The following is a 20,259-nucleotide window of genomic DNA, read 5'->3' as shown; positions in this document are numbered from 1 at the left end:
CGGCTGGGTCCTCGAAGCCGCCCATGAAGTGGACTTGGCACTGGAGGTGGCAGAGGCACCGGCGCGATGGTCCGCCGATAGCCTGACACCGTGCAGGCAGCCGAGTACCACGACGAACTGAGACGAGTGCTGGAGTCGACGACGATGGTCGCGGCCGCCCGGTTGACCACGCTCGCGGAGGCGGCGGGGCGCGCACGGAGGGTGTCACGATCACCGTTTTCGTCGAGCAGGACGACGAAGGCCCATTCGCCGTCTGGCTGAATTACGAAGGGCCGGACTCGTTCACGCTGGACCAGCGGTTCGGCTGCGAGCGGGAACTGTTCGGCGTGACCTGGACCGAGGACGGCTGGGAACCGGACGTCCAACCCCGACCGCGGGGATGGTCACACGCCGACCTGGAGAAAGCCGTGCTCTACACCGTCGCCGAGTGGATCGCGCCGATGATCCCAGTCACCGACGTGGACCTGCACGGGGAGGTCGTGGCTCCGGACGGGGCATTCGACCCCCACCCGGTTGGCCCCCAGCCCTGAGCAGCACCACTGTCGGCCAGGGCCGGCACCGGACTGCCTCCGCCGCTTCGACCTCGAACTGCGAGCCGGCGCAACTGTATGTCGAGTTCCGTTGGCGGTTCAGAGGCAGCCCAACTCCACGACGACGACCTGATCCGCCTGGCCACGCCTCCACGAGCCGAGCACCGACATGCGCGAACAACCAGCCGCAAGGGCTATGCCTGATCATGAATCTGCCCAGGTGAGCAGTGTTTCTGCAATCCGCCGCCCTGAACGAAACCCATCGGTACGCTCGTGCGGATTGCCCACGACGACAGGACATACCGCATGAAACGCACCGCCCGGCTGCTCGCTGGCTCTCTCGCGGCCCTCGCCCTCACGACGGGCGTGACGACGGCCGCCGCGGCGACAGCCAACGCCGCGCTCATCAACGCGATCGTCAACGGCGGCAAATGGGACGCCTACCAGCCAACTCCCGGTGCATCCACCGCGTACCCCGGCATGTTCATCGACTTCTCCGGTGACCTGACCGATGGTGACACCACGTACCTGGAAGGTGCGTCGTGCACGATGGGGGCTGTCGGCACCGATGCAGCCGGACGCAAGATCGGCATCACGGCCGGCCACTGCAATCAAAGGCCTCGTACGATCAACGGCCAGCAGTTCAGGTATCCCGGCCCGACACGCGGTATCGAAGTGTCCGACCAGGACCGCGACAAACACCCCGTTTTCGACAGGAACGCCTCGAAATGGGCCGAACAGCATCCTGACGAACCCCCTGCCAAGCCCATCGGATGGATCCGATGGGTTGACGACGACGTCTGCGAGGACGGCGAAACACATCTCAACTCGGCAAACGGAGAGGCCCCCTGCTACGCGGGGATGCCGTTCGAAATGCGCGGAGCCGACATGGACAGCCTCACCGACTACATGGTGATCGAGTTCGCTCCCGAGGTACAACTGTCGAGCCAGGTACTCAACAAGCAGGGCAAGCCGGTCATGAGCACGGCCGGCGGCAACAAGCCCTTCAAGGTCAACTCCATCTACACCGGCCCGGATGGGGCCCCGGCAGTCCCCGGATTGTTCAGCTATGTCGAGATCTACGGAGGACGAACGGATCGGATGCCCGATCCCAGTTCTTCGCCCCCGGTACTGACCACCCCGTCCAACGGAATGGTCACGGGCGTGACCAACGGACGATTCCGCGCCGCAGCCGGCTTCTGGCACGGGGACTCCGGGGGTCCTGTCGTCATCAAGGGCACAGGCAAGTGGGCAGGCATCACCACGATGCTTCACATCCCCACTCTGGCCTCCAGACTCGTCCCGTGGGTCAGCACCTCCGCAAAGAACATCCTCGACGACCTGAACGATCCGAACCGTCCCGGAACGATCGGACGCGGCTTCACCCCGATCAACAACTGAGGCGGCGGGGCCGCGGACGGCACATCCGTCCGCGGCCCTGCTCGAAAAGCACCTCTCCACCCTGCCGAATCCTGCTTGTCCACGGTCAACCCCTCGAGGGCACGGGTCGGGCCAACGGATGCCGCCCCCTGCTGTGACACAGTCTGCGAACGAACAGCCACCCGGGGCGATGCATGATCATCAATTGGTCAGGCAGACAATAGTTTTCGAATCCCAACCCAAAAAACAAGACCCGCCGGTACGCTCGTGCGACCTTTCCTCTCTTCTCACAGACGGGCTCCTTGCATGAAGCGCACCACCCGGCTCTTGGCCGGAACGCTCGCAACCATGGCTCTTGCGGCGGGCATGACCACGGCAACTGCCACCACGGCGAACGCCGCACTGATCGGCATCGTGACCGGAAACAACTGGACTGCCTACCAGCCAGATCCGATTCCCACCGCACGTCCCGGCATGTACATCGACTTCACCGGAGACTTCACCAACTTCAAGAGTCCCGAGGCGTACAGCGGCCAGGCCAGAACCGACTTCATGCTGGCCGCCAAGGCCGAAGGAAAGTTCACGAACACGAAGTCGTGCACCCTGGGACCTGTCGGGACCGATGCCGCGGGCCGCAAGGTAGGAATCACGGCCGGGCATTGCGCCCAGACAGCGTGGTCGACCCAGTGGGGCGCACCCCTACATCCCGGGCCGCCGCGCGGGGTCGTGGTGTCCGATCAGGATCTCACCAAGTACCCGGTCTACGACAAGAACGCCACGAGATGGACCCAGCAGCACCCGGGAACAGCCGCTCCCGCCCCGATCGGATGGATCCGCTGGGTCGACGGCGTCACGTGCAACGTCCCCACCGAACTGGGCGGCGACGGTGAGGTCTGCTCCGACAACCCGTACCAGACCGACCTCGAATCCCTCACCGACTATATGGTGATCGAATTCGCGCCCGAGGTGCAGCTGTCCAGTCAGATCATCGACAAGAACAACAACAATGTCATCAGCACCGTCGGTGGCAACAAGCCCTTCAAGGTCAACTCCATCTACACCGATGCGAATGGCGCACCTGCCCTGCCCGGCTTCCCGAACTACGTCGAACTATATGGCGCCAGGACCGATCGAGAACCCACCCTCGACGTCCTCACAACCCCCTCCAGCGGCATTGTCACCAGCGTGAGCAACGGCATCATCCGCGCCGCAGCGGGACACAGCCCGGGCGATTCCGGCGGCCCGGTGGTGCTGAAGGGTACCGGCAAGTGGGTCGGAATCGTCACCGCAAATCTTGGCGGTCTGATTCCGTGGGTCAACACCTCCGCCAAGAACATCCTCACGGACCTCAATCCGCGTGGCATCGTCGGCAGCGGTTTCACCCCGATCAACAACTGAACCTGACCGGGCGGCAGGGGAATTCGCCCCTGCCGCCCGACTGGGCCTGTCATGACGGCAGGGCCACGTACTTCGTCTCCAGATACTCCTCGATCCCCTCTGTGCCGCCCTCGCGGCCCAGCCCGGACTGCTTGACGCCGCCGAACGGCGCTGCCGGGTCGGAGATCACACCGCGGTTGATGCCGACCAGGCCCGACTCGAGTGCGTCGGCGACGCGCAGCGAGCGATCAAGCGATTGCGTGTAAATGTATGCAGCCAAACCGTATTCGGTGGCGTTGGCCGCGTCGATGGCCTCGTCCTCGGTGTCGAAGCCGGTGATCGCGGCGACGGGGCCGAAGATCTCCTCCGCCACGATCCGCGAATCCGTCGGAACGTTGTCGAGGACGGTCGGCTGGTAGAACCAGCCCGGGCCGTCGACCGGTCCGCCTCCGGTGCGGACCCTGGCACCGGCGGCGACCGCGTCGTCGACCAGCTCGGCGACGCTGTCGCGCTGCTTCTCGGTGATGAGCGGACCGATCTGGGTGCCGTCCTCCCAGCCCGGTCCGACGACCATCGCAGCGATCCGTTCGGTGAGCTTGGCCGTGAACTCCTCGCGCACCGAGTTCGCGACGATCAGCCGGTTGGCGGCCGTACACGCCTCACCGCCGTTGCGCATCTTCGCGGCCATCGCCCCGTCCACTGCAGCGTCGAGGTCGGCATCGTCGAACACCACGAACGGTGCGTTGCCGCCGAGTTCCATCGACGTCCGCAGCACCTGCTGCGCGGACTGTTCGATGAGAACCTTTCCGACCCTGGTGGATCCGGTGAACGTCACCTTGCGCAGCCTCGGGTCCGCCATCAGCGGGCCGCTCACCCCGGCCGCGTCGGAGGTGGTGAGCACGGAGAGCACACCCTCCGGCAGCCCGGCGTCGGCGAACACCTGAGCCAGCAGCAGCATCGTCAGCGGGGTGGCCTCGGCGGGCTTGACGATCATGGTGCACCCAGCCGCGAGCGCAGGACCGATCTTGCGGGTCCCCATTGCGAGCGGGAAGTTCCACGGTGTGATCGCCAAGCACGGTCCGACCGGCGCCTTCGTGACGAGGATGCGGCCGTTTCCCGACGGGGCGGTGGTGTAACGGCCCTGGATGCGGGGCGCCTCCTCGCTGAACCAGCGTAGGAACTCCGACCCGTATGTCACCTCACCGCGACTCTCCGCGAGCGCCTTGCCCATCTCCAGGGTCATCAGCAGCGCGAAGTCCTCGGCCCTGTCGGTGACGAGTTGCCATGCGGCGCGCAGGATCTCGGCGCGCACGCGCGGCGCGGTCGCCGCCCACTCCCCCTGCACCCGACATGCCGAGTCGAGCGCGCGCAGCGCATCGGCCTCGGTCGCGTCGGCGACCGACGCGAGCACCTCACCGGTGGCGGGGTTGTGAACGTCGAACACACCGCCTCCGGCGGCGTCGGACTGCCTGCCGCCGATCCACAGTCCGGTGGGTACCGCGGCGAGGAGTTCGTCGAAGTCGTTCATGCTTCTCCAGTCTTGGGCGGTAGTCCGGCGGCATACGACGTGCCGACCGCGACCCAGCGCGCGAGCGCCTCGTCGTCCGCGACCACTTCGCGGGATACGTGCAACCATCCGTTCATGGGGCGACCACGCATCTCGAACCGCTCCACGCCGGACGCTTCGGTGCGAGCCTCGGTGTCGTCGGGGGCGCACCTCAACAGCAGCCCGCCCGCGCCGCTCGCCGCAACGGCCATGTGGCCGCCGAGCATGAAGCCGAGGCCGCCGAACATGGCCCGCTCGATGAACGGTTCACCGCTGCGGCTCAGCTGGGCACGCAACCTGTCCGCCAGATCGACGTCGTAACCCATGCCGACGATCCTGCTGCCGACGCGGTTCCCTGTCCAGTCCGAAGACGGTGCCCAGGTCAGCCGGACCCGTCGCGTCGCAGCATCACGCGGTTGGCCGTGATGTCGACGTCGACCCGGCGCCGAGAGTCGCCGGTGTCGTCACGGTGCATCAGGGTCGTCTGCCGCTGCTCGAACTCGTGATGCTTGCCGCCCTGGAACACCGCGGCGACCTCCTCGAACCCGGTGGCCGCCACCGTGCGACCGCCGCGCCGCCGCGTCCACGGCAGCATGCGACCCCCGGTCAGGCGGTTCCACAGAGTCTCCGCGAACGCACACACCACCAGCAGGACCACCAGTCCTGGCAGCGTCATCGCCCACAGTGCGCCCACGGCCTGCCCCTACGTCAGGTATCGATACGCCGGCGAACCCGGCTCCAGTTGCTCGACCTTCATCGGCGATGACGCCATCCGCTCCAGCAGCGACGTGATGCCGTCCGCCGAGCCGAGTTCGACGCCGACGAGCGCCGCCCCCGTCTCCCGGTTGTTCCGCTTCACGTACTCGAACAGGGTGATGTCGTCCTCCGGTCCGAGCACCTCGTCGAGGAACCGCCGCAGCGCGCCCGGCTCCTGCGGGAAGTCGACCAGGAAATAGTGCTTGAGGCCCAGATGGACCAGCGAGCGCTCCACGATCTCCCCATAGCGGGAGACGTCGTTGTTGCCGCCGGAGATCAGGCACACCACCGTCGATCCCGGCTCGATGTCGAGGTCGTCGAGCGCCGCCACCGAGAGCGCACCCGACGGCTCCGCGATGATCCCCTCGTTCTGGTAGAGCCCGAGCAGCGCCGTGCACACGGCGCCCTCGTCGGCGTGCATCATCGTGAAGTTGCCGGTGCCCGCGTTCTGCGAGGCGACCAGCGGCAGCGAACTGTGCGTGACGACCTCGCCGCCGAGCGCGGACATCACCTCGAACGGCAGGTCACCGATGCGACGCACCGCGGTGCCGTCGACGAACGGATCGATCTCCGGAAGCGTCACCGGCGCACCCGCGACGAGCGCCGCCGTCATCGACGCGGCACCGCTCGGTTCCACACCGACGATCGCCGTCCGCGGCGACCGCTCCTGCAGGTACGTCGCGATGCCCGCGATGAGTCCGCCACCGCCGACGGGCACGATCACCGTGCCCGGCTCCTCACCGAGCTGATCGAGGATCTCCGCGGCGATCGTGCCCTGACCTGCTGCTGTCCGCGGATCGTCGAACGGCGGCACCATCGTCGCGCCGGTGCGGCGAGCATCGTCCGCGGCGGCCTCTGCAGCCGCGTCGTACGTCTGCCCCGTCGCGATGAGTTCGACGAACCCGTCGCCGTGCGCGAGGATGCGATCCCGCTTCTGCCGCGGGGTGTTCGCGGGAACGTAGATCCGGCCCCGGATCCCCATGCTGCGGCAGGCGAACGCCACACCCTGCGCGTGATTGCCTGCGCTGGCACACACCACACCGGCTGCGCGCTCGTCCTCGCTGAGCTGGACGATCAAGTTGTAGGCACCGCGGATCTTGAACGACCGGACGATCTGCAGGTCCTCGCGCTTGAGGAACACCCTGGCGCCGGTCGCGGCGGACAGGCGCGGGCAGAACTGCAGCGGGGTCGCGTCGACGACCTCGGAAATTCGCTTCGCGGCGGCATCGATCTCGCGCGCATCGAGCGGCGCGGCCTTCACGTCAGCAAGTTCCCTGGTGTTCGACACCCGTCCATGCTGCCACTTCGAGGCGCGTCACGATTACTCGGGCGGTCGGTAGGTGAACACTCACCCGAACTGGGAGGGCCGCGGGATGTTGCGCAGATTGGACTTCGCCATCTTCACTGCCTCGCCTGCACCGCCACCCATCACCATCTTCGACATCGCCAACGCGAAACCCTTCACCTGCCCCGCAGTGATCGTCGGCGGCAATGACAGTGCCATCGGGTCCGTCACCACGTCGAGGAGGGCAGGCCCGGGATGGCCGAGGACGGCCTGCAAACCCGGCTCGATGTCGGCGGGGTCCTCGACGCGGCGCGCATACAGTCCGAGTGCAGCCGCGACCGCCGAATAGTCGACGCTCGGCACGTCCACTCCGAAGTCGGGAAGCCCGTCGACGAGCATCTCGAGCTTGACCATGCCGAGCGTGGAGTTGTTGAACACCACCACCTTGACCGGCAGTCGCGTCGCGGCGAGGGTGACGAGCTCACCGAGGAGCATCGACAGACCGCCGTCACCCGACACCGAGATCACCTGCCGGTCGGGGAACGCGACCTGAGCGCCGATCGCGTGCGGGAGCGCGTTCGCCATCGACCCGTGCAGCGCCGACGACAGGAATCGGCGTGACCCGTTCGGATTCAGATAGCGCGCGGTCCACACATTGCACATGCCGGTGTCGGCGGTGAACACGGCATCCTCGGCGGCCAGGTCGTCGAGAATCGACGCCGCGTACTCGGGGTGGATGGGTGTGCGCTGTTTGACGTCGCTGGTGTACGCGCCGACGACCTTGTCCATCAACGTTCGATGCCGTGTCAGCTGGGACTCGAGGAAACTGCGATCCGTCTTGCGCTCGACGAGCGGGGCGAGTGCACGCAGCGTGCTCAGGGTGTCGCCGTGCACCGCGAGATCGAGTGCGGTGCGGCGACCGAGTCGGGACGCGTCCACGTCGATCTGCGCCGTCGGAACGTCGTCGGGAAGGAACTGGTCGTAGGGAAAATCGGTGCCGACGAGCAACAGCAGATCGGCATCGTGCATCCCGTCGTGGGCGGCGCCGTATCCCAGCAGCCCCGTCATCCCGACGTCGAACGGGTTGTCGTACTGGATCCACTCCTTGCCGCGCAGGGAGTGACCGATCGGCGCGCCGATCTGCTCGGCCAGTTCGAGCAGTTCGCGGCGGGCTCCCCGCACGCCGTACCCGGCGAAGATCGCCACCCGCTGCGCCGAGTTGATCGCGTTCGCGAGCGCCGCGACATCCTCGGTGGCGGGGACCACCGCGGGCGGCCGGGTACGGACCAGCGTCGCGATGATGCCCTCTGCCGGGAGATCGGCGACGTCACCGGGCAGGGTGACGACCGCGACGCCGGGTCCGGCGATCGCATGCTGGATCGCGCTGTGCACGACCCGCGGCGACTGCGCAGCCGCGGCGACGAGTTCCGAGTACACCGAGCACTCGACGAAGATCCGATCCGGGTGCGTCTCCTGGAAGTACCCCGATCCGATCTGCACGCTCGGGATGTGCGATGCGATCGCCAGGACCGGCGCACCCGATCGATTCGCGTCGTACAGACCGTTGATCAGATGCAGGTTGCCGGGCCCACACGAACCCGCACACACCGCGAGTTCGCCGGTGACCTGAGCCTCGGCCGAGGCCGCGAACGCGGCGGCCTCCTCGTGCCGGACATGAATCCAGTCGATGCCGCCCTGCGCGGCACCCCCGGATCGGCGGACGGCGTCGACGATCGGGTTGAGGCTGTCCCCGACGATGCCGTAGATGCGGCGAACACCCGCGTCGACGAGTTGGGTGACGAGCTGATCCGCGACGGTGGTGGGCGCCACGACAACCTCCCGGGCGAGGGCTACTGCGTGCTGGAACTACTGCGTGTCGGAACTACACGGTGTCGGAACTACAGGGGGCTCAGGACGAAGACCGGAATCTGCCGATCCGTCTTCGTCTGGTAGTCGGCGTAGTCCGGGTACGCCGCGACGGCGCGTTCCCACCACACCGCCCTCTCGTCGCCGGTGACCTCGCGGGCAGTCATGTCCTGCCGGGAGGTCCCGTCCTGCAGTTCGACGTGGGGGTCGGCGACGACGTTGTAGTACCAGACCGGATTCTTGGGGGCGCCGCCCAGCGAGGCGACGATCGCGTATTCACCGTTGTGCTCGACGCGCATCAAGGGGGTCTTGCGAAGCTTGCCGGACTTACGGCCGCGGGTGGTGAGCAGCACCACCGGCATTCCGCGCATGGTGGTTCCGTCGGTCCCACCCGAGGCCTCGTACAGGTTGGCCTGATCGGCGGCCCATTTCGTCGGACTGGGTTCGTACTCACCGGTGAGTGGCATGGATCCAGTCAACACCGCGGCCACGGAGCGCGCAGCGCGAGACGAAGATCACCCATGCCCACCGAAAATGTTAGGTGGACCGAAACCTTGCACGCCGCTACCCTGAACCCATGACCACAGTCGGCCTCACTCGCTCGTCGCGTCCACGCGCCGCGATCGACATCGCAGGCACCGCGTGGCCCCTCTACAAGCTCGAGGCGCTGGCCGTCGGCCTCCTCGTGTTCCTGACCGTGCTCGTCGTCGCGCAGGCACTGCAGCCTGCTGTGCTCGCCGGAGCCGCCGCAACAGTGGTCGTGTGGTGGATGCGCCGGCACCACTGGAACATCGCCCGACACTGAACACCGCCGGACACTGACGACTCCGAGCGTCTCGATTCGACGCCTCTTCGGATACGAACCACACTCCCCCGCGCGTCCGCGCGACAAAATCCTTACCCATCCTTAGCGTCGGTGTCGACCGACGGCGCCCGCCGTCGGTCTGTCGACGGCGAATCGGGGAACACGGTGGCGGGGGAATCTCAGGCAGGGCGGATTCCCCGTCGGGTGACGGCAGTGCTCGGAGTCGTTGCCGTGCTGTCCGTACTCCTGGTGTTGACCACGGTCGATCCACGCCTGGACGGCGCGGGCATCCTCGCAGGCGGGGCGGACCTCCACGTGTACCGGGACGGCGCGTTCCGCGTCACGCACGGGTACCCGCTGTACACCGAAACGGTGCTGTTCGGGCTGCTGTACACCTACACGCCGTTCTCGACGCTGGCGTTCATCCCGATCGAGCTGATCCCGTGGGGAGCGGTCAATCACGTGTGGATGGCCCTGAACCTGGCCGCCCTACTCGGCTGCGTCCTCCTGTGCTGGAAGATGCTCGGCTACCGCGCGACACCGCGACTGGTCGCCCTGAGCGTTCTGCTGACCGGCGCGTGCACCTTCCTGGAACCCGTTCGGACCACCCTCTTCTACGGCCAGATCAACGTGATTCTGATGCTGCTGGTGCTGTGGGACTTTTCCCGCGACGACCGCAGCCGCCTTCGCGGAGTCGGAGTCGGTCTCGCCGCAGGCATCAAGCTCACGCCGTTGTACTTCGTCGCCGTGTTCCTGGCACTGCGGCAATGGCGCGCGGCCGCCACCGCCGGAGCGGTGTTCGCGGCGACGATCGTCGGGGCGTGGCTCGTCCTTCCCGTCGACTCGCGTCAGTACTGGACGTCGACGTTCTTCCAGTCCACGCGAATCGCCGACGACACCCACCCGTCGAACCAGTCGATCCGCGGGGTCGTCGCGCACATCACGGGCACACCCACCCCGGTCTGGCTGTGGATCCTCCTGGCGGCCGTTGTCGCCGCTCTCGGCCTGTGGCTGACGGCCCGCCTGTCCGCGGCAGGTGAACACCTGCTCGCGGTCACCCTCTCGGGGCTGACCGCTGCCGCAGTGTCCCCGTTCTCGTGGAGCCACCACTGGGTGTGGTTCGTGCCGCTGGCGGTGTATCTCGTGCACCGGGCGTCGACCCAACCGCGCTGGTGGATCGCGGCGGGTGCGCTGTACGTGGTGGCGGGTGCCTGGGCGTACCACTGGGACGACACGAACGTGGTGATCGGGCTCTTCCTGTACCCGCCGGCGTGGCCGGTCACGAAGATCCTCGTGAACATCCACGTCGTGGTGTTCGCGTCGGTGCTCGGCTCGGTACTCGTACGCGAACTCCGCGCGATCCGGACTACACGCTCAAGCAGCTCGGTCCCAGCAACGCCTTCAGGTCTCCCATCAGCGCCGACGACGGTTCCACCCGCAGACTATCGTCCAGTTTCAGCATCGTGATCCGCGTGCCGCTGACCAGACGCAGATGCACATCCGACGTGCCCGGATGCTTGGACAGCACCTGCTTGAGCGCCCCCACCTTGTCCGGCGTGCACAGCCGCGTCGGCAGGCTCACCGCGAGCGGCTTCGCCACCCCGATCGCCGACAGGTCCGGCACCGCGAGGTCGTTGGCGATGATCGACACCCGCTCGTCGCGAACGTTGACGCGGCCCTTCACCAGGACGACGGAGTCCTCGGCGATGTCCATGCCGTACACCGAGTAGGCCTGCGGGAAGAAGATCACCTCGACGGACGCGCCACCAACGCCTTCGAGTTCCGTTGCCGCCCAGGTCAATCCGTTCTTGTTGATGCGCCGGGTCACCGATGCGAGGATGCCGCCGACGGTCACCTGCGCGCCGTCACCGGCCTGCCCCTCGAGGATCGCGGCGATCGGGGTGTCCGTCTGTGCGGCGATCACGTGCTCGACACCGTCGAGTGGATGACCGGACACATACAGGCCGAGCATCTCCCGCTCCAGCGCCAAGCGGTGCTTGGTGTCCCACTCCTCGTCGGGCACCTTCACGTTGAACACCGCCGCGATCGACTCGTCGGCGTCCGCACCACCGAACAGGTCGAACTGCCCGGCCGCCTCCGCCTTCTTCGTACCCATGACGGCGTCGATCGCGTCGGTGTGCACGAGGAACAGACCCTTGCGGGGATGGTTCAGCGAGTCGAACGCGCCCGCCTTGACCAGCGACTCGGTGACCTTCTTACTGCAGGCCGCCGCATCGATCTTGTTCAGGTAGTCGGAGAAGTCGGTGTACTTCCCCTTCTCGCTGCGGGCCGCGATGATCGACTCCACGACATTCGCGCCGACGTTGCGCACCGCGCCCATGCCGAACCGGATGTCCTCACCGACCGACGCGAAGTTCACGACCGACTCGTTGACGTCCGGCGGCAGCACCGTGATGCCCATCGACCGGCAGTCCGCCAGGTAGATCGCCGACTTGTCCTTGTCGTCGCCGACCGACGTGAGCAGTGCGGCCATGTACTCCGACGGGTAGTTCGCCTTGAAGTACGCGGTCCAGAACGACACCAGGCCGTACCCGGCGGCGTGCGACTTGTTGAACGCGTAGCCGGCGAACGGGAGGACGGTGTCCCACAGCGCCGTGATCGCGGCCTGGGAGAATCCGTTCTCCTTCATGCCCGCCGCGAACCCGTCGTACGCCTCGTCGAGGATCTCCTTCTTCTTCTTGCCCATCGCGCGGCGCAGCAGGTCGGCCTGGCCGAGCGAGTACCCGGCCACCTTCTGCGCGATCTGCATGATCTGCTCCTGGTAGACGATCAGGCCGTACGTTTCGGCCAGGATCTCCTTCAGGGGTTCCTCGAGCTCAGGGTGGATCGGCTTGACTTCCTGCAGGCCGTTCTTGCGTTTCGCGTAGTCGGTGTGCGCGTTCACACCCATCGGACCGGGCCGGTACAGCGCGAGCACGGCGACGATGTCCTCGAAGCCGGTCGGCTTCATCAGCTTGAGCAGACTCCGCATCGCCGTGCCGTCGAGCTGGAAGACGCCGAGCGTCTCGCCGCGGGCCAACAGCTCGTACGTCGCCGGGTCCTCCAACGGCAGCGCATCGAGATCCAGGTCGATGCCGCGGTTCGCCTTGAGGTTCTCGATGGCGTCACCGAGCACGGTGAGGTTGCGCAGACCGAGGAAGTCCATCTTCAGCAGGCCGATGGCCTCGCAGGACGGGTAGTCCCAGCCGGTGATGATGGCGCCGTCCTGGTTGCGCTTCCACACCGGAATCGCGTCGGTCAGCGGCTCGCACGACATGATGACCGCGCAGGCGTGCACGCCCGCATTGCGGATCAGGCCCTCGAGTCCCTTCGCCGTCTGGTAGATCTTCGCGACGTCCGGATTCGACTCGATCAGCGCCCGGACCTCGACGGCCTCCTTGTACCGCTCGTGCTCCGGATCGGTGATGCCGGACACCGAGATGTCCTTCGCCATGATCGGCGGCGGCAGTGCCTTCGTGATCTGGTCGGCGATCGCGAACCCCGGCTGGCCGAACTGGACTCGTGCGGAGTCCTTGATCGCCGCCTTCGTCTTGATGGTGCCGAAGGTGATGACCTGTGCGACCTTGTCGCTGCCCCACTTGTCGGTGGCGTAGCGGACCATCTCACCGCGGCGGCGATCGTCGAAGTCGATGTCGATATCGGGCATCGACACGCGCTCGGGGTTGAGGAACCGCTCGAACAGCAGTCCGTGCGGGATCGGGTCGATGTTCGTGATGCCCATCGCGTACGCGACGAGAGAGCCTGCCGCCGACCCACGACCGGGACCGACACGGATCCCGACGTTCTTCGCATGGTTGATGAGGTCGCCGACCACCAGGAAGTACGCCGGGAAGCCCATCTCGTTGATGACGCCGATCTCGTACTCGGCGCGGGTCACGTACTCCGCCGGGATCTCGCGGCCCGGGAACCGGGTCTCGCGCAGCCCGCGCATCACCTCGTGATGCAGGAACGACTGCTGCGTGAAGCCCTCGGGAACCGGGAAGATCGGCATGCGGTCCCGGTGCTGCCACACGTCGTCGTACGACTGCACCCGTTCCGCGATCAGCAGGCTGCTGTCGCAGGCACCGGGCACCTCGGTGTCCCAGATCGCCCGCATCTCCTCGGCGGACTTCAGGTAGTAGCCGTCACCGTCGAACTTGAACCGGGTCGGGTCCGACAGCGTCTTGCCGGTCTGGATGCACAGCAGTGCCTCGTGGTTCTCCGCGGCGTCCTTGGTGACGTAGTGGCAGTCGTTCGTCGCCAGGGGCGGGATGCCGAGCGTCTTGCCGATGTGCAGCAGGCCCTCGCGGACGCGACGCTCGATCGACAGGCCGTGGTCCATCAGCTCCAGGAAGAAGTTGTCCTTCCCCCAGATCTCCTGCCACTTCGCCGCCGCCTCGAGTGCCAGGCGGTCGTGTCCGAGGCGCAGGCGGGTCTGGATCTCCCCCGACGGGCAGCCGGTGGTGGCGATGATGCCCTCGTGGTGCTCGGCGATGATCTCCTCGTCCATCCGGGCCCATTTACCCAGCTGTCCCTCGATCGACGCCCGCGACGACAGCTTGAACAGGTTCCGCACCCCGGTGGCGTTCTCCGCGACCATCGTCATGTGCGTGTACGAACCGGAACCGGACACGTCGTCCGACTTCTGGCTCGGATCGCCCCAGAGGACACGCTTGGTGTTGAACCGGGACTCCGGCGCGATGTACGCCTCGATCCCGATGATCGGCTTGATGCCGGCGGCCTTCGCCTTGTTGTAGAACTCGCTGGCGCCGTACATGTTTCCGTGGTCCGTCATCCCGACCGCCGTCATGCCGAGGCGCTCGGCCTCCTTGAACAGCGGTCCGACCTTCGCCGCGCCGTCGAGCATCGAGTACTCGGTGTGATTGTGAAGATGGACGAAGGAGTCAGCCACGCACCGAGTGTAGGCGGTCGGCGCGACACCGATTCCCGGCACGCCGGGTCACCTGCACCTACCCCAGCACGACGTGACGGACGCTACCCGCCGGCCCGCGTGCACCGCCTCTTTCGGAGGACACCGTGCCCCACGATTCCCGTCCCGTCCACCGGTGTCAGCCTGATTTGCCGCGCCATCAGCTCGTTGTCGTCACCGACCGCCCGGGACGCCGCATCAATCCAGCCCTGTGATGGCTCACCCAGTTAGGCCCGCTGACCCGGGTTCAAATACCGATAAGTCCCGTTATGACGTTATGCCAGGTAGAAGGAGATTTCACCCCCCGCGTCTCGCAAGGAAGATGTTGACCGTCGGGCCCTTCTAGCTGCTGAACGGGCTCGGGCCCGGAGCGCTCACGGGATAGGCGGCGACGTCCATGATCACCGAGCCGTCGCACGGTCCACCGGTGATGTCGGTGCGCCAGGAACCGGTCAGCGTGCCGTCCGGTTGCGGCGTGTAGTACGCCACCGAATGCGCCGGAGTCCACACCTTGGGCACGCCTTCACCCTGCCAGCAATCCCACTGCCAGTCGTAGACGTGGACCCAGCTGGTCCCGTCCCAGGTGTACTGCGGCGGCAGCGGCAACGTGGGGTTGGCGGGTGTGGGCCCGTCGACGACCGTGGCCACGCAGGACTCGTCCGACTGCGGGTCCGAGCAACTCGTCTCGAAACGGTACGTGTCGGCGAAATCCGGCTCCCCCTGGCTCGCCGCCAGACTGGTCCCGGTCTTCGACGCAGCGAACCGCTTCACCGAGTAGTCACCGGACCACGACGGCTGCGCGGCGCTCGCGGGCGCCGCGACGGCGACCAGACACAACGAGCTCATCGCTGCCACCAGCAGTCCGCTTCGCATGCGTGAATTGAATCACGCCGACGGACTGCCTGCTGGGGAGTCAGCGCTGTCGCGACGGGTCCGCCGCGCTCGCCGCACCGCGTCGACGGTGAACACGGCGAGCGCCAGCCAGATCAGCGCGAACCCGGCCCACCGGGACGCAGGCATGGCTTCGTGCAGGACCGCGACACCCCACGTCATCTGCAGGGCGGGATTCAGATACTGGATGAGGCCGAGAGTGACGAGCGGCACGCGCTGGGCGGCCGCACCGAACAGCAGCAGTGGCACCGCGGTCACCACGCCCGCCGACATCAGCAACAGCGTGTGCCCGGCACCGTGCCCGAGGAACGTGCTCGTGCCCGCGGCCGTGAGCCAGACGAGGTAGCCGATCGCGAACGGCGCCGTCACGATCCCCTCGGCCGTCAGGCTCGTCACGGGGTCGAGTGGAATCGTCTTCTTGACGAGCCCGTACGCCCCGAAACTGAAGGCGAGGATCAGCGCGATCCACGGCGGCCTGCCGTAGTCGACCGTCAGGATCACCACCGCGAGCCCGCCGAAGCCCAGCGCGACACCCTGCCAGCGGTTGACCCGCTCCCTCAGAACCACCATGCCGAGCAGCACGCTCACCAACGGGTTCACGAAGTAGCCGAGCGCCGCCTCGACCACCCGCCCGGACGTGACGGCGTAGATGTAGACACCCCAGTTGATCGAGATCGCCGATGCCGCCGCGACCACCATCAACGCTGTTCGCAGGGTGAGGGTGCGCAGCCGGGACAGCCTGCCGATGACCGCCGCCACGGCGACCATCACCACCATCGTCCACAACATCCGCTGCGCGAGGATCTCCACCGGGCCCGCCGGGGCGAGCAGACCGAAGAAGATCGGGAACATCCCCCACAGCGCGTAGGCACCGACGGCGGACACGATGCCGACCTCGCGATCGCTCCGCTGCCTCCGGCCAGACCCGCTCATCGCTCCGGTACCTCGCCGTCGTCGGGACCGGGTGTCACCGCCTCCGTCTGCTCCGGCAGCAACGGTCGGACCGCGAAACGCCCGAACACCGCGTCCGCAGGCAACGCCTCCACGGAGCGGACGCCTGCGACGTCGGAGAGCGCGGCCAGCTCGGTCAGGGGTGCCCGCACCGTCACTGCCACCACGCACGCGCAGTCCTGCGTCAGGCGCGACGCCGACACCGCATCGACCCGCGCCTGCCGGTCCCACTCCCCCGTGGTGCCGTGCAATTGTGTCGCCGCGAGTCCCGATGCGCGAGCGACGGATTCCGTTCCTGCGACCCCGACCGGGACGATCGGTGTCTGCACCCGGTCGATCGGGACCCGGAACCACACCTGGGAGATCCGGGCGTCGCCGGTCAGCGCGTCCGCGTCCGTCGCGGTGACCTCGTCGTCGAACGTGACCAGGCCCCATCGCGGGTCCGGGTCCGCGCCGTCCACCTCAGCTTCGTCCAGCGTCACGGCCGCGCGGGCGAGGTAGTCGGCCACCGGCTCACCGGCGTCGGGGCCGAGACTGTCGGTGGAGACCGGTCGAGGAGTCGGCGGATTCTCGACCCCGAGCACCACGACCACCACCGCGAGGGCGACCGCGCACACCGCGGCCACGACGGTGGCGATCCGGTCAGGCACTCCGCAGGACATCCAGCGCGTGCTGGAGATCCTTCGGGTATTCGCTGCTTATCTCGACCCAGCGACCGTCGGCGGGGTGCGCGAAGCCGAGGGAGCGCGCGTGCAGCCACTGCCGTTCGAGGCCCAGTCGCTCCGCGAGCCGCGGATCGGCGCCGTAGGTCAGGTCGCCGCAACACGGATGCCGCAACGCGGAGAAGTGCACCCGGATCTGATGGGTGCGTCCCGTCTCCAGGTGGACGTCGAGCAGGCTCGCCGCCTGGAACGCCTCCACCGTGTCGTAGTGCGTGATCGACGGCTTGCCGTCCGCGGTGACCGCGAACTTCCAGTCGTTGCTGCGGTGCCTCCCGATCGGGGCGTCGATGGTCCCGCTCGACGGATCGGGGTGTCCCTGCACCAGCGCGTGGTACCGCTTGTCGATGGTGCGTTGCTTGAACGCCCGCTTGAGCACGGTGTAGGCGCGCTCCGACGTCGCGACGACCATCACCCCGGAGGTGCCGACGTCGAGGCGGTGGACGATCCCCTGGCGTTCGTGCGACCCCGACGTCGAGATCCGGAATCCGGCCGCGGCCAGTCCCCCGACGACCGTCGGTCCGGTCCACCCGACGCTGGCGTGCGCGGCGACACCGACCGGTTTGTCGACGGCGACGATGTCGTCGTCCGCGTACAGGATGTCCATGCCCTCGACGGGCTGCGCCTCGACCGTCAGCGGACGCGCGGGCTCGGGCAGCGTCACCTCGAGCCACGCACCGGACGGGAGGCGATCCGACTTCCCGACCGGACCACCGTCGACGAGAACCGATCCCTCGTCGGCCAGCGTTGCGACCGTCGTGCGGGACAGTCCGAGGAGACGAGCGAGACCCGCATCCACCCGCATTCCTTCGAGCCCGTCGGGCACCGGCATCGACCGCGTCTCGCGCATCAGGACTCCTTCCCAGCGGACGAGTCCGACTCGACCTGTTCGTCGGCCTGGCCGCGGGTTCCGTCCGGGTTCAGACCGAACAACGTCAGCACGACCAGCAGGATCGCGCCGCACACGATCCCCGAGTCGGCGACGTTGAAGACCGGCCACCAGCCGACGGACACGAAGTCGACGACGTGTCCCTGCAGCGGTCCGGGCGCCCGGAACAGGCGGTCGATCAAATTGCCGAGCGCGCCACCGAGCACCAAACCGAGCCCCAGTGCCCACCACGGCGACCGCAGGGTACGGCCGATTCGGATCACCCCGACCACGACGGCGATCGCGACCAGCGTCAGGAGCCACGTCATTCCCGTCGCCATCGAGAACGCGGCGCCGGGGTTGCGGATCAGCTTCAGGGTGACGAAATCGCCGATGACCTCGACCGGGTTTCCGGGTTCGATGAAGTGCACGACAGCGACCTTCGTCGCCACGTCGAGGGCCAGGACCGTCGCCGCGATCACGACCAGCATCCGCATTCGCACCGGCGGACGCGCAGCGGCGTTCACCTCTTTGTCCACTTCACTCACCACGCCATCATCCCTTACCGCGCCGTCGGCGGGCACAGGCACCGTCCTCGCACGGCACGGCCCGCGGTTCGCCGAGCCGAACCGTGGCTAACCTGGTCGGGTGCCAGTGTTCTCGAAACGGGTCGCGCAGGTCGCGGCCGTCCTCTCCGCGGTCGCGCTCGCCGCCGCGTGCAGCAGCGACGACGGGGCGGCACCCGCCCCCACCGAAACCACCAAGGAGACCACGGTCCCCATCTCGGCGGTCACGACCGCCGTCGTCGACGCCGGAGCGGAGCCGCGCAGCCGGATCACGTTCGCTCCGCCCGCCGGTGTCTCCCAGCAGGTGGTGATGACGTCGCGCTCGGACATCCACCAGCAGATCGGTGACCAGCCCCAGCAGGATCTGTCCACGCCCGAACTGACGATGCCGCTGACTGCCGTCGCCGCGGCGCCGACTCCCGCGGTGTCGGTCGACCTCACGCTCGGTGCGATGCAGTCGCCCGATCGCAGACTGCAGGACGCACTCGCCTCCTCGGAGGGGTCGAAGGCAGGCCTGACGGTCCAGCCGAATGGTGCGATCTCGGCCCTGCGCATCACCCCGGACCCCGGTTCGACGGACATCGCGCGATCCGCGATCGAGCAGGCGTTCTTCCAGGCCGTGTACCGCGGTGTCGCGTTCCCCGACGCCGAGATCGGTGTCGGGGCGGTGTGGACGATGGAGCAGCAGGTGATGAGCGGAATGGTCCTGCGACAGGTCACCACCGCAACATTGCGCGAACGGGCCGGCGATCGGCTCACCGTCGACGTCGCGATCCGCCAGGCTCCGGAAGCACAGGTGTGGGATCTGCCCGGGGACTCGGGCACACTCAACATCGACACGTTCGTGATGGCAGGCACCGGAACCCTCGTCGTCGACCTGGGTGCGTCGCTCCCGGTGGACGGTTCCGTCACCGTCAGCGGCGAGCAGACCTACTCCGACCCGAACAGCACCACCCGGTTGCGCCAGGCCACGACCAACACTGTCCGGTGGTCCGGGCAGTGAGGACGCCACGCGCGGCCGCCCTGGCGCTTCCCCTGCTGGTCCTACCCCTTCTCGTCGCGTGCGGCGACGACACCGCAGCATCGCTGCCGCCGCTGACCACGGCAGCACCCCCGACCGCGACCACCGCCGCCGGGTCCTTCGACGACGCGGCGCTCCGGGCCGCACTCCTCGACCAGGCCGATCTGCCCGTCGGATTCGTTCCGCTTCCCGACCCCGTCGACGACCTCGGACTGCCGCCTGCCTCCGAGTCCGCCGAGTCGGACCTGTCGTCCACCGAACCGCGCGTGTGCGCGGACGTGCTCGCCCCGATCTCGGACCAGGCGCCCGGTGCCACCGCGCAGGCGGTGGCCCGGTTCACCGGACCCGACTTCGCCAGCATCGACACCGACGCCGCCGCGTACGCCGATGCGGGCGCGGCGTTCACCGCGGTGCAGCGCACTCTCACCGCCTGCACCGAATACTCGGGAACGGACGCCGAAGGGATCGCCGTTACCTACCGGCTCGGCGGACTCGACCAGCCGTCCGTCGGCGACGCCTCGATCGCCGTTCGGCTCGAGACGGGCAGCGAAGGATTCACGATGGTGTCCGACACCGTGATCACGGTCGTCGACGGCGCGGTCGTGCAGGTGACCGCGACCGGGCAGGACCCCGTCGACCCCGGAGTCCTGACCACACTGGCCCGGACCGCGGCAGAGAACCTGCGCGACGACACCCCCTGACGGGAGCCCTCACAGACGCCGAATGCCGGCACCCGATCGGGTGCCGGCATTCGCGTGAGCGCAGCGT

The 20,259-nt window shown here is 67.6% G+C and carries 19 protein-coding genes; 7 read left to right on the top strand and 12 right to left on the bottom strand.

Annotated features, from left to right (window positions below; all coding sequences use genetic code 11):
- The first annotated feature begins 209 nt into the window (after positions 1-209).
- From RHCRD62_RS12820 to RHCRD62_RS12810, 3 genes are all read left to right on the top strand, one after another.
- The gene (locus RHCRD62_RS12820) at positions 210-530 is read left to right on the top strand and encodes a DUF6389 family protein (protein ID WP_253277314.1); all 321 of its coding nucleotides are present in this window, start codon (positions 210-212) and stop codon (positions 528-530) included.
- Positions 531-836: 306 nt separating this feature from the next.
- Positions 837-1,931, top strand: coding sequence for a hypothetical protein (locus RHCRD62_RS26185; protein WP_050065053.1), 1,095 nt, complete (start codon positions 837-839; stop codon positions 1,929-1,931).
- Positions 1,932-2,216: 285 nt separating this feature from the next.
- Entirely contained in the window at positions 2,217-3,308 is a 1,092-nt protein-coding gene (locus RHCRD62_RS12810) for a chymotrypsin family serine protease (protein WP_050065052.1), read from the top strand.
- Positions 3,309-3,357: 49 nt separating this feature from the next.
- Here RHCRD62_RS12810 and RHCRD62_RS12805 read toward each other — a convergent pair whose 3' ends face one another.
- From RHCRD62_RS12805 to RHCRD62_RS12780, 6 genes are all read right to left on the bottom strand, one after another.
- Positions 3,358-4,815, bottom strand: coding sequence for an NAD-dependent succinate-semialdehyde dehydrogenase (locus RHCRD62_RS12805; protein WP_050065051.1), 1,458 nt, complete (start codon positions 4,813-4,815; stop codon positions 3,358-3,360).
- Positions 4,812-5,159 carry a TfoX/Sxy family protein gene (locus tag RHCRD62_RS12800; protein WP_050065050.1) on the bottom strand — a complete coding sequence of 116 codons (348 nt, stop codon included), beginning with the start codon at positions 5,157-5,159 and terminating at the stop codon, positions 4,812-4,814. Before RHCRD62_RS12800 ends, RHCRD62_RS12805 begins: the two co-directional genes overlap by 4 nt.
- A gap of 56 nt (positions 5,160-5,215) precedes the next feature.
- Complete coding sequence (locus RHCRD62_RS12795) at positions 5,216-5,527, bottom strand: DUF6191 domain-containing protein (RefSeq protein WP_050065049.1); 312 nt, start codon at positions 5,525-5,527, stop codon at positions 5,216-5,218.
- Between the two features lie 9 nt (positions 5,528-5,536).
- Positions 5,537-6,877 (bottom strand): threonine ammonia-lyase IlvA, encoded by a 1,341-nt coding sequence (gene ilvA / locus RHCRD62_RS12790; RefSeq protein ID WP_050065048.1) that lies wholly within the window; start codon positions 6,875-6,877, stop codon positions 5,537-5,539.
- 60 nt (positions 6,878-6,937) lie between these two features.
- A complete protein-coding gene (locus RHCRD62_RS12785) occupies positions 6,938-8,704 on the bottom strand; it encodes a pyruvate dehydrogenase (RefSeq protein ID WP_050065047.1) in 1,767 nt (588 codons plus the stop codon).
- Positions 8,705-8,772: 68 nt separating this feature from the next.
- Positions 8,773-9,207, bottom strand: coding sequence for a nitroreductase family deazaflavin-dependent oxidoreductase (locus RHCRD62_RS12780; RefSeq protein ID WP_050065046.1), 435 nt, complete (start codon positions 9,205-9,207; stop codon positions 8,773-8,775).
- Positions 9,208-9,317: 110 nt separating this feature from the next.
- Between RHCRD62_RS12780 and RHCRD62_RS12775 the strand changes: the two genes are divergently transcribed.
- The gene (locus RHCRD62_RS12775) at positions 9,318-9,545 is read left to right on the top strand and encodes a hypothetical protein (RefSeq protein ID WP_050065045.1); all 228 of its coding nucleotides are present in this window, start codon (positions 9,318-9,320) and stop codon (positions 9,543-9,545) included.
- A gap of 204 nt (positions 9,546-9,749) precedes the next feature.
- Complete coding sequence (locus RHCRD62_RS12770; protein WP_253277296.1) at positions 9,750-11,012, top strand: glycosyltransferase 87 family protein; 1,263 nt, start codon at positions 9,750-9,752, stop codon at positions 11,010-11,012.
- On the opposite strand, the gene dnaE is transcribed toward RHCRD62_RS12770, so the two are convergent.
- The 6 genes from dnaE to lspA all read right to left on the bottom strand — a co-directional run bounded on the left by dnaE (position 10,912) and on the right by lspA (position 18,401).
- On the bottom strand, positions 10,912-14,457 hold the full coding sequence (gene dnaE / locus RHCRD62_RS12765) for a DNA polymerase III subunit alpha (RefSeq protein WP_050065272.1): 3,546 nt from the start codon (positions 14,455-14,457) through the stop codon (positions 10,912-10,914). The two genes, RHCRD62_RS12770 and dnaE, sit on opposite strands and share 101 nt — an antisense overlap.
- A gap of 360 nt (positions 14,458-14,817) precedes the next feature.
- On the bottom strand, positions 14,818-15,348 hold the full coding sequence (locus tag RHCRD62_RS12760; protein ID WP_050065044.1) for an Rv2253 family sensor-like surface protein: 531 nt from the start codon (positions 15,346-15,348) through the stop codon (positions 14,818-14,820).
- Between the two features lie 12 nt (positions 15,349-15,360).
- Positions 15,361-16,299 (bottom strand): EamA family transporter RarD, encoded by a 939-nt coding sequence (gene rarD, locus RHCRD62_RS12755; protein WP_050065043.1) that lies wholly within the window; start codon positions 16,297-16,299, stop codon positions 15,361-15,363.
- The gene (locus tag RHCRD62_RS12750; RefSeq protein ID WP_050065042.1) at positions 16,296-16,979 is read right to left on the bottom strand and encodes a hypothetical protein; all 684 of its coding nucleotides are present in this window, start codon (positions 16,977-16,979) and stop codon (positions 16,296-16,298) included. Before RHCRD62_RS12750 ends, rarD begins: the two co-directional genes overlap by 4 nt.
- Entirely contained in the window at positions 16,960-17,886 is a 927-nt protein-coding gene (locus RHCRD62_RS12745; protein ID WP_050065041.1) for an RluA family pseudouridine synthase, read from the bottom strand. The genes RHCRD62_RS12750 and RHCRD62_RS12745 overlap by 20 nt, the downstream gene beginning before the upstream one ends.
- Positions 17,886-18,401: a signal peptidase II gene (gene lspA / locus RHCRD62_RS12740; RefSeq protein ID WP_216596632.1), complete on the bottom strand. Its 516-nt coding sequence runs from the start codon at positions 18,399-18,401 to the stop codon at positions 17,886-17,888. Before lspA ends, RHCRD62_RS12745 begins: the two co-directional genes overlap by 1 nt.
- A gap of 151 nt (positions 18,402-18,552) precedes the next feature.
- Between lspA and RHCRD62_RS12735 the strand changes: the two genes are divergently transcribed.
- Both RHCRD62_RS12735 and RHCRD62_RS12730 read left to right on the top strand, forming a co-directional pair.
- Positions 18,553-19,473, top strand: a complete 921-nt coding sequence (locus RHCRD62_RS12735) for a hypothetical protein (protein ID WP_050065039.1) — start codon at positions 18,553-18,555, stop codon at positions 19,471-19,473.
- Positions 19,470-20,192 (top strand): hypothetical protein, encoded by a 723-nt coding sequence (locus RHCRD62_RS12730; RefSeq protein ID WP_050065271.1) that lies wholly within the window; start codon positions 19,470-19,472, stop codon positions 20,190-20,192. The genes RHCRD62_RS12735 and RHCRD62_RS12730 overlap by 4 nt, the downstream gene beginning before the upstream one ends.
- Positions 20,193-20,259 lie beyond the last annotated feature (67 nt).

This window comes from Rhodococcus sp. RD6.2, assembly GCF_001040705.1.
GTDB lineage: Bacteria > Actinomycetota > Actinomycetes > Mycobacteriales > Mycobacteriaceae > Rhodococcus_G.
This window is presented reverse-complemented; position numbering and strand designations above follow the sequence as displayed.

Coding starts and splice junctions, on each gene's coding strand:
- RHCRD62_RS12775 (WP_050065045.1), top strand. CDS start 9,318: ATGACCACAGTCGGCCTCACTCGCTCGTCGCGTCCACGCGCCGCGATC.
- RHCRD62_RS12760 (WP_050065044.1), bottom strand. CDS start 15,348: ATGCGAAGCGGACTGCTGGTGGCAGCGATGAGCTCGTTGTGTCTGGTC.
- lspA (WP_216596632.1), bottom strand. CDS start 18,401: ATGCGGATGCTGGTCGTGATCGCGGCGACGGTCCTGGCCCTCGACGTG.
- RHCRD62_RS12750 (WP_050065042.1), bottom strand. CDS start 16,979: ATGTCCTGCGGAGTGCCTGACCGGATCGCCACCGTCGTGGCCGCGGTG.
- RHCRD62_RS12805 (WP_050065051.1), bottom strand. CDS start 4,815: ATGAACGACTTCGACGAACTCCTCGCCGCGGTACCCACCGGACTGTGG.
- RHCRD62_RS12810 (WP_050065052.1), top strand. CDS start 2,217: ATGAAGCGCACCACCCGGCTCTTGGCCGGAACGCTCGCAACCATGGCT.
- RHCRD62_RS12780 (WP_050065046.1), bottom strand. CDS start 9,207: ATGCCACTCACCGGTGAGTACGAACCCAGTCCGACGAAATGGGCCGCC.
- RHCRD62_RS12800 (WP_050065050.1), bottom strand. CDS start 5,159: ATGGGTTACGACGTCGATCTGGCGGACAGGTTGCGTGCCCAGCTGAGC.
- rarD (WP_050065043.1), bottom strand. CDS start 16,299: ATGAGCGGGTCTGGCCGGAGGCAGCGGAGCGATCGCGAGGTCGGCATC.
- RHCRD62_RS26185 (WP_050065053.1), top strand. CDS start 837: ATGAAACGCACCGCCCGGCTGCTCGCTGGCTCTCTCGCGGCCCTCGCC.
- RHCRD62_RS12745 (WP_050065041.1), bottom strand. CDS start 17,886: ATGCGCGAGACGCGGTCGATGCCGGTGCCCGACGGGCTCGAAGGAATG.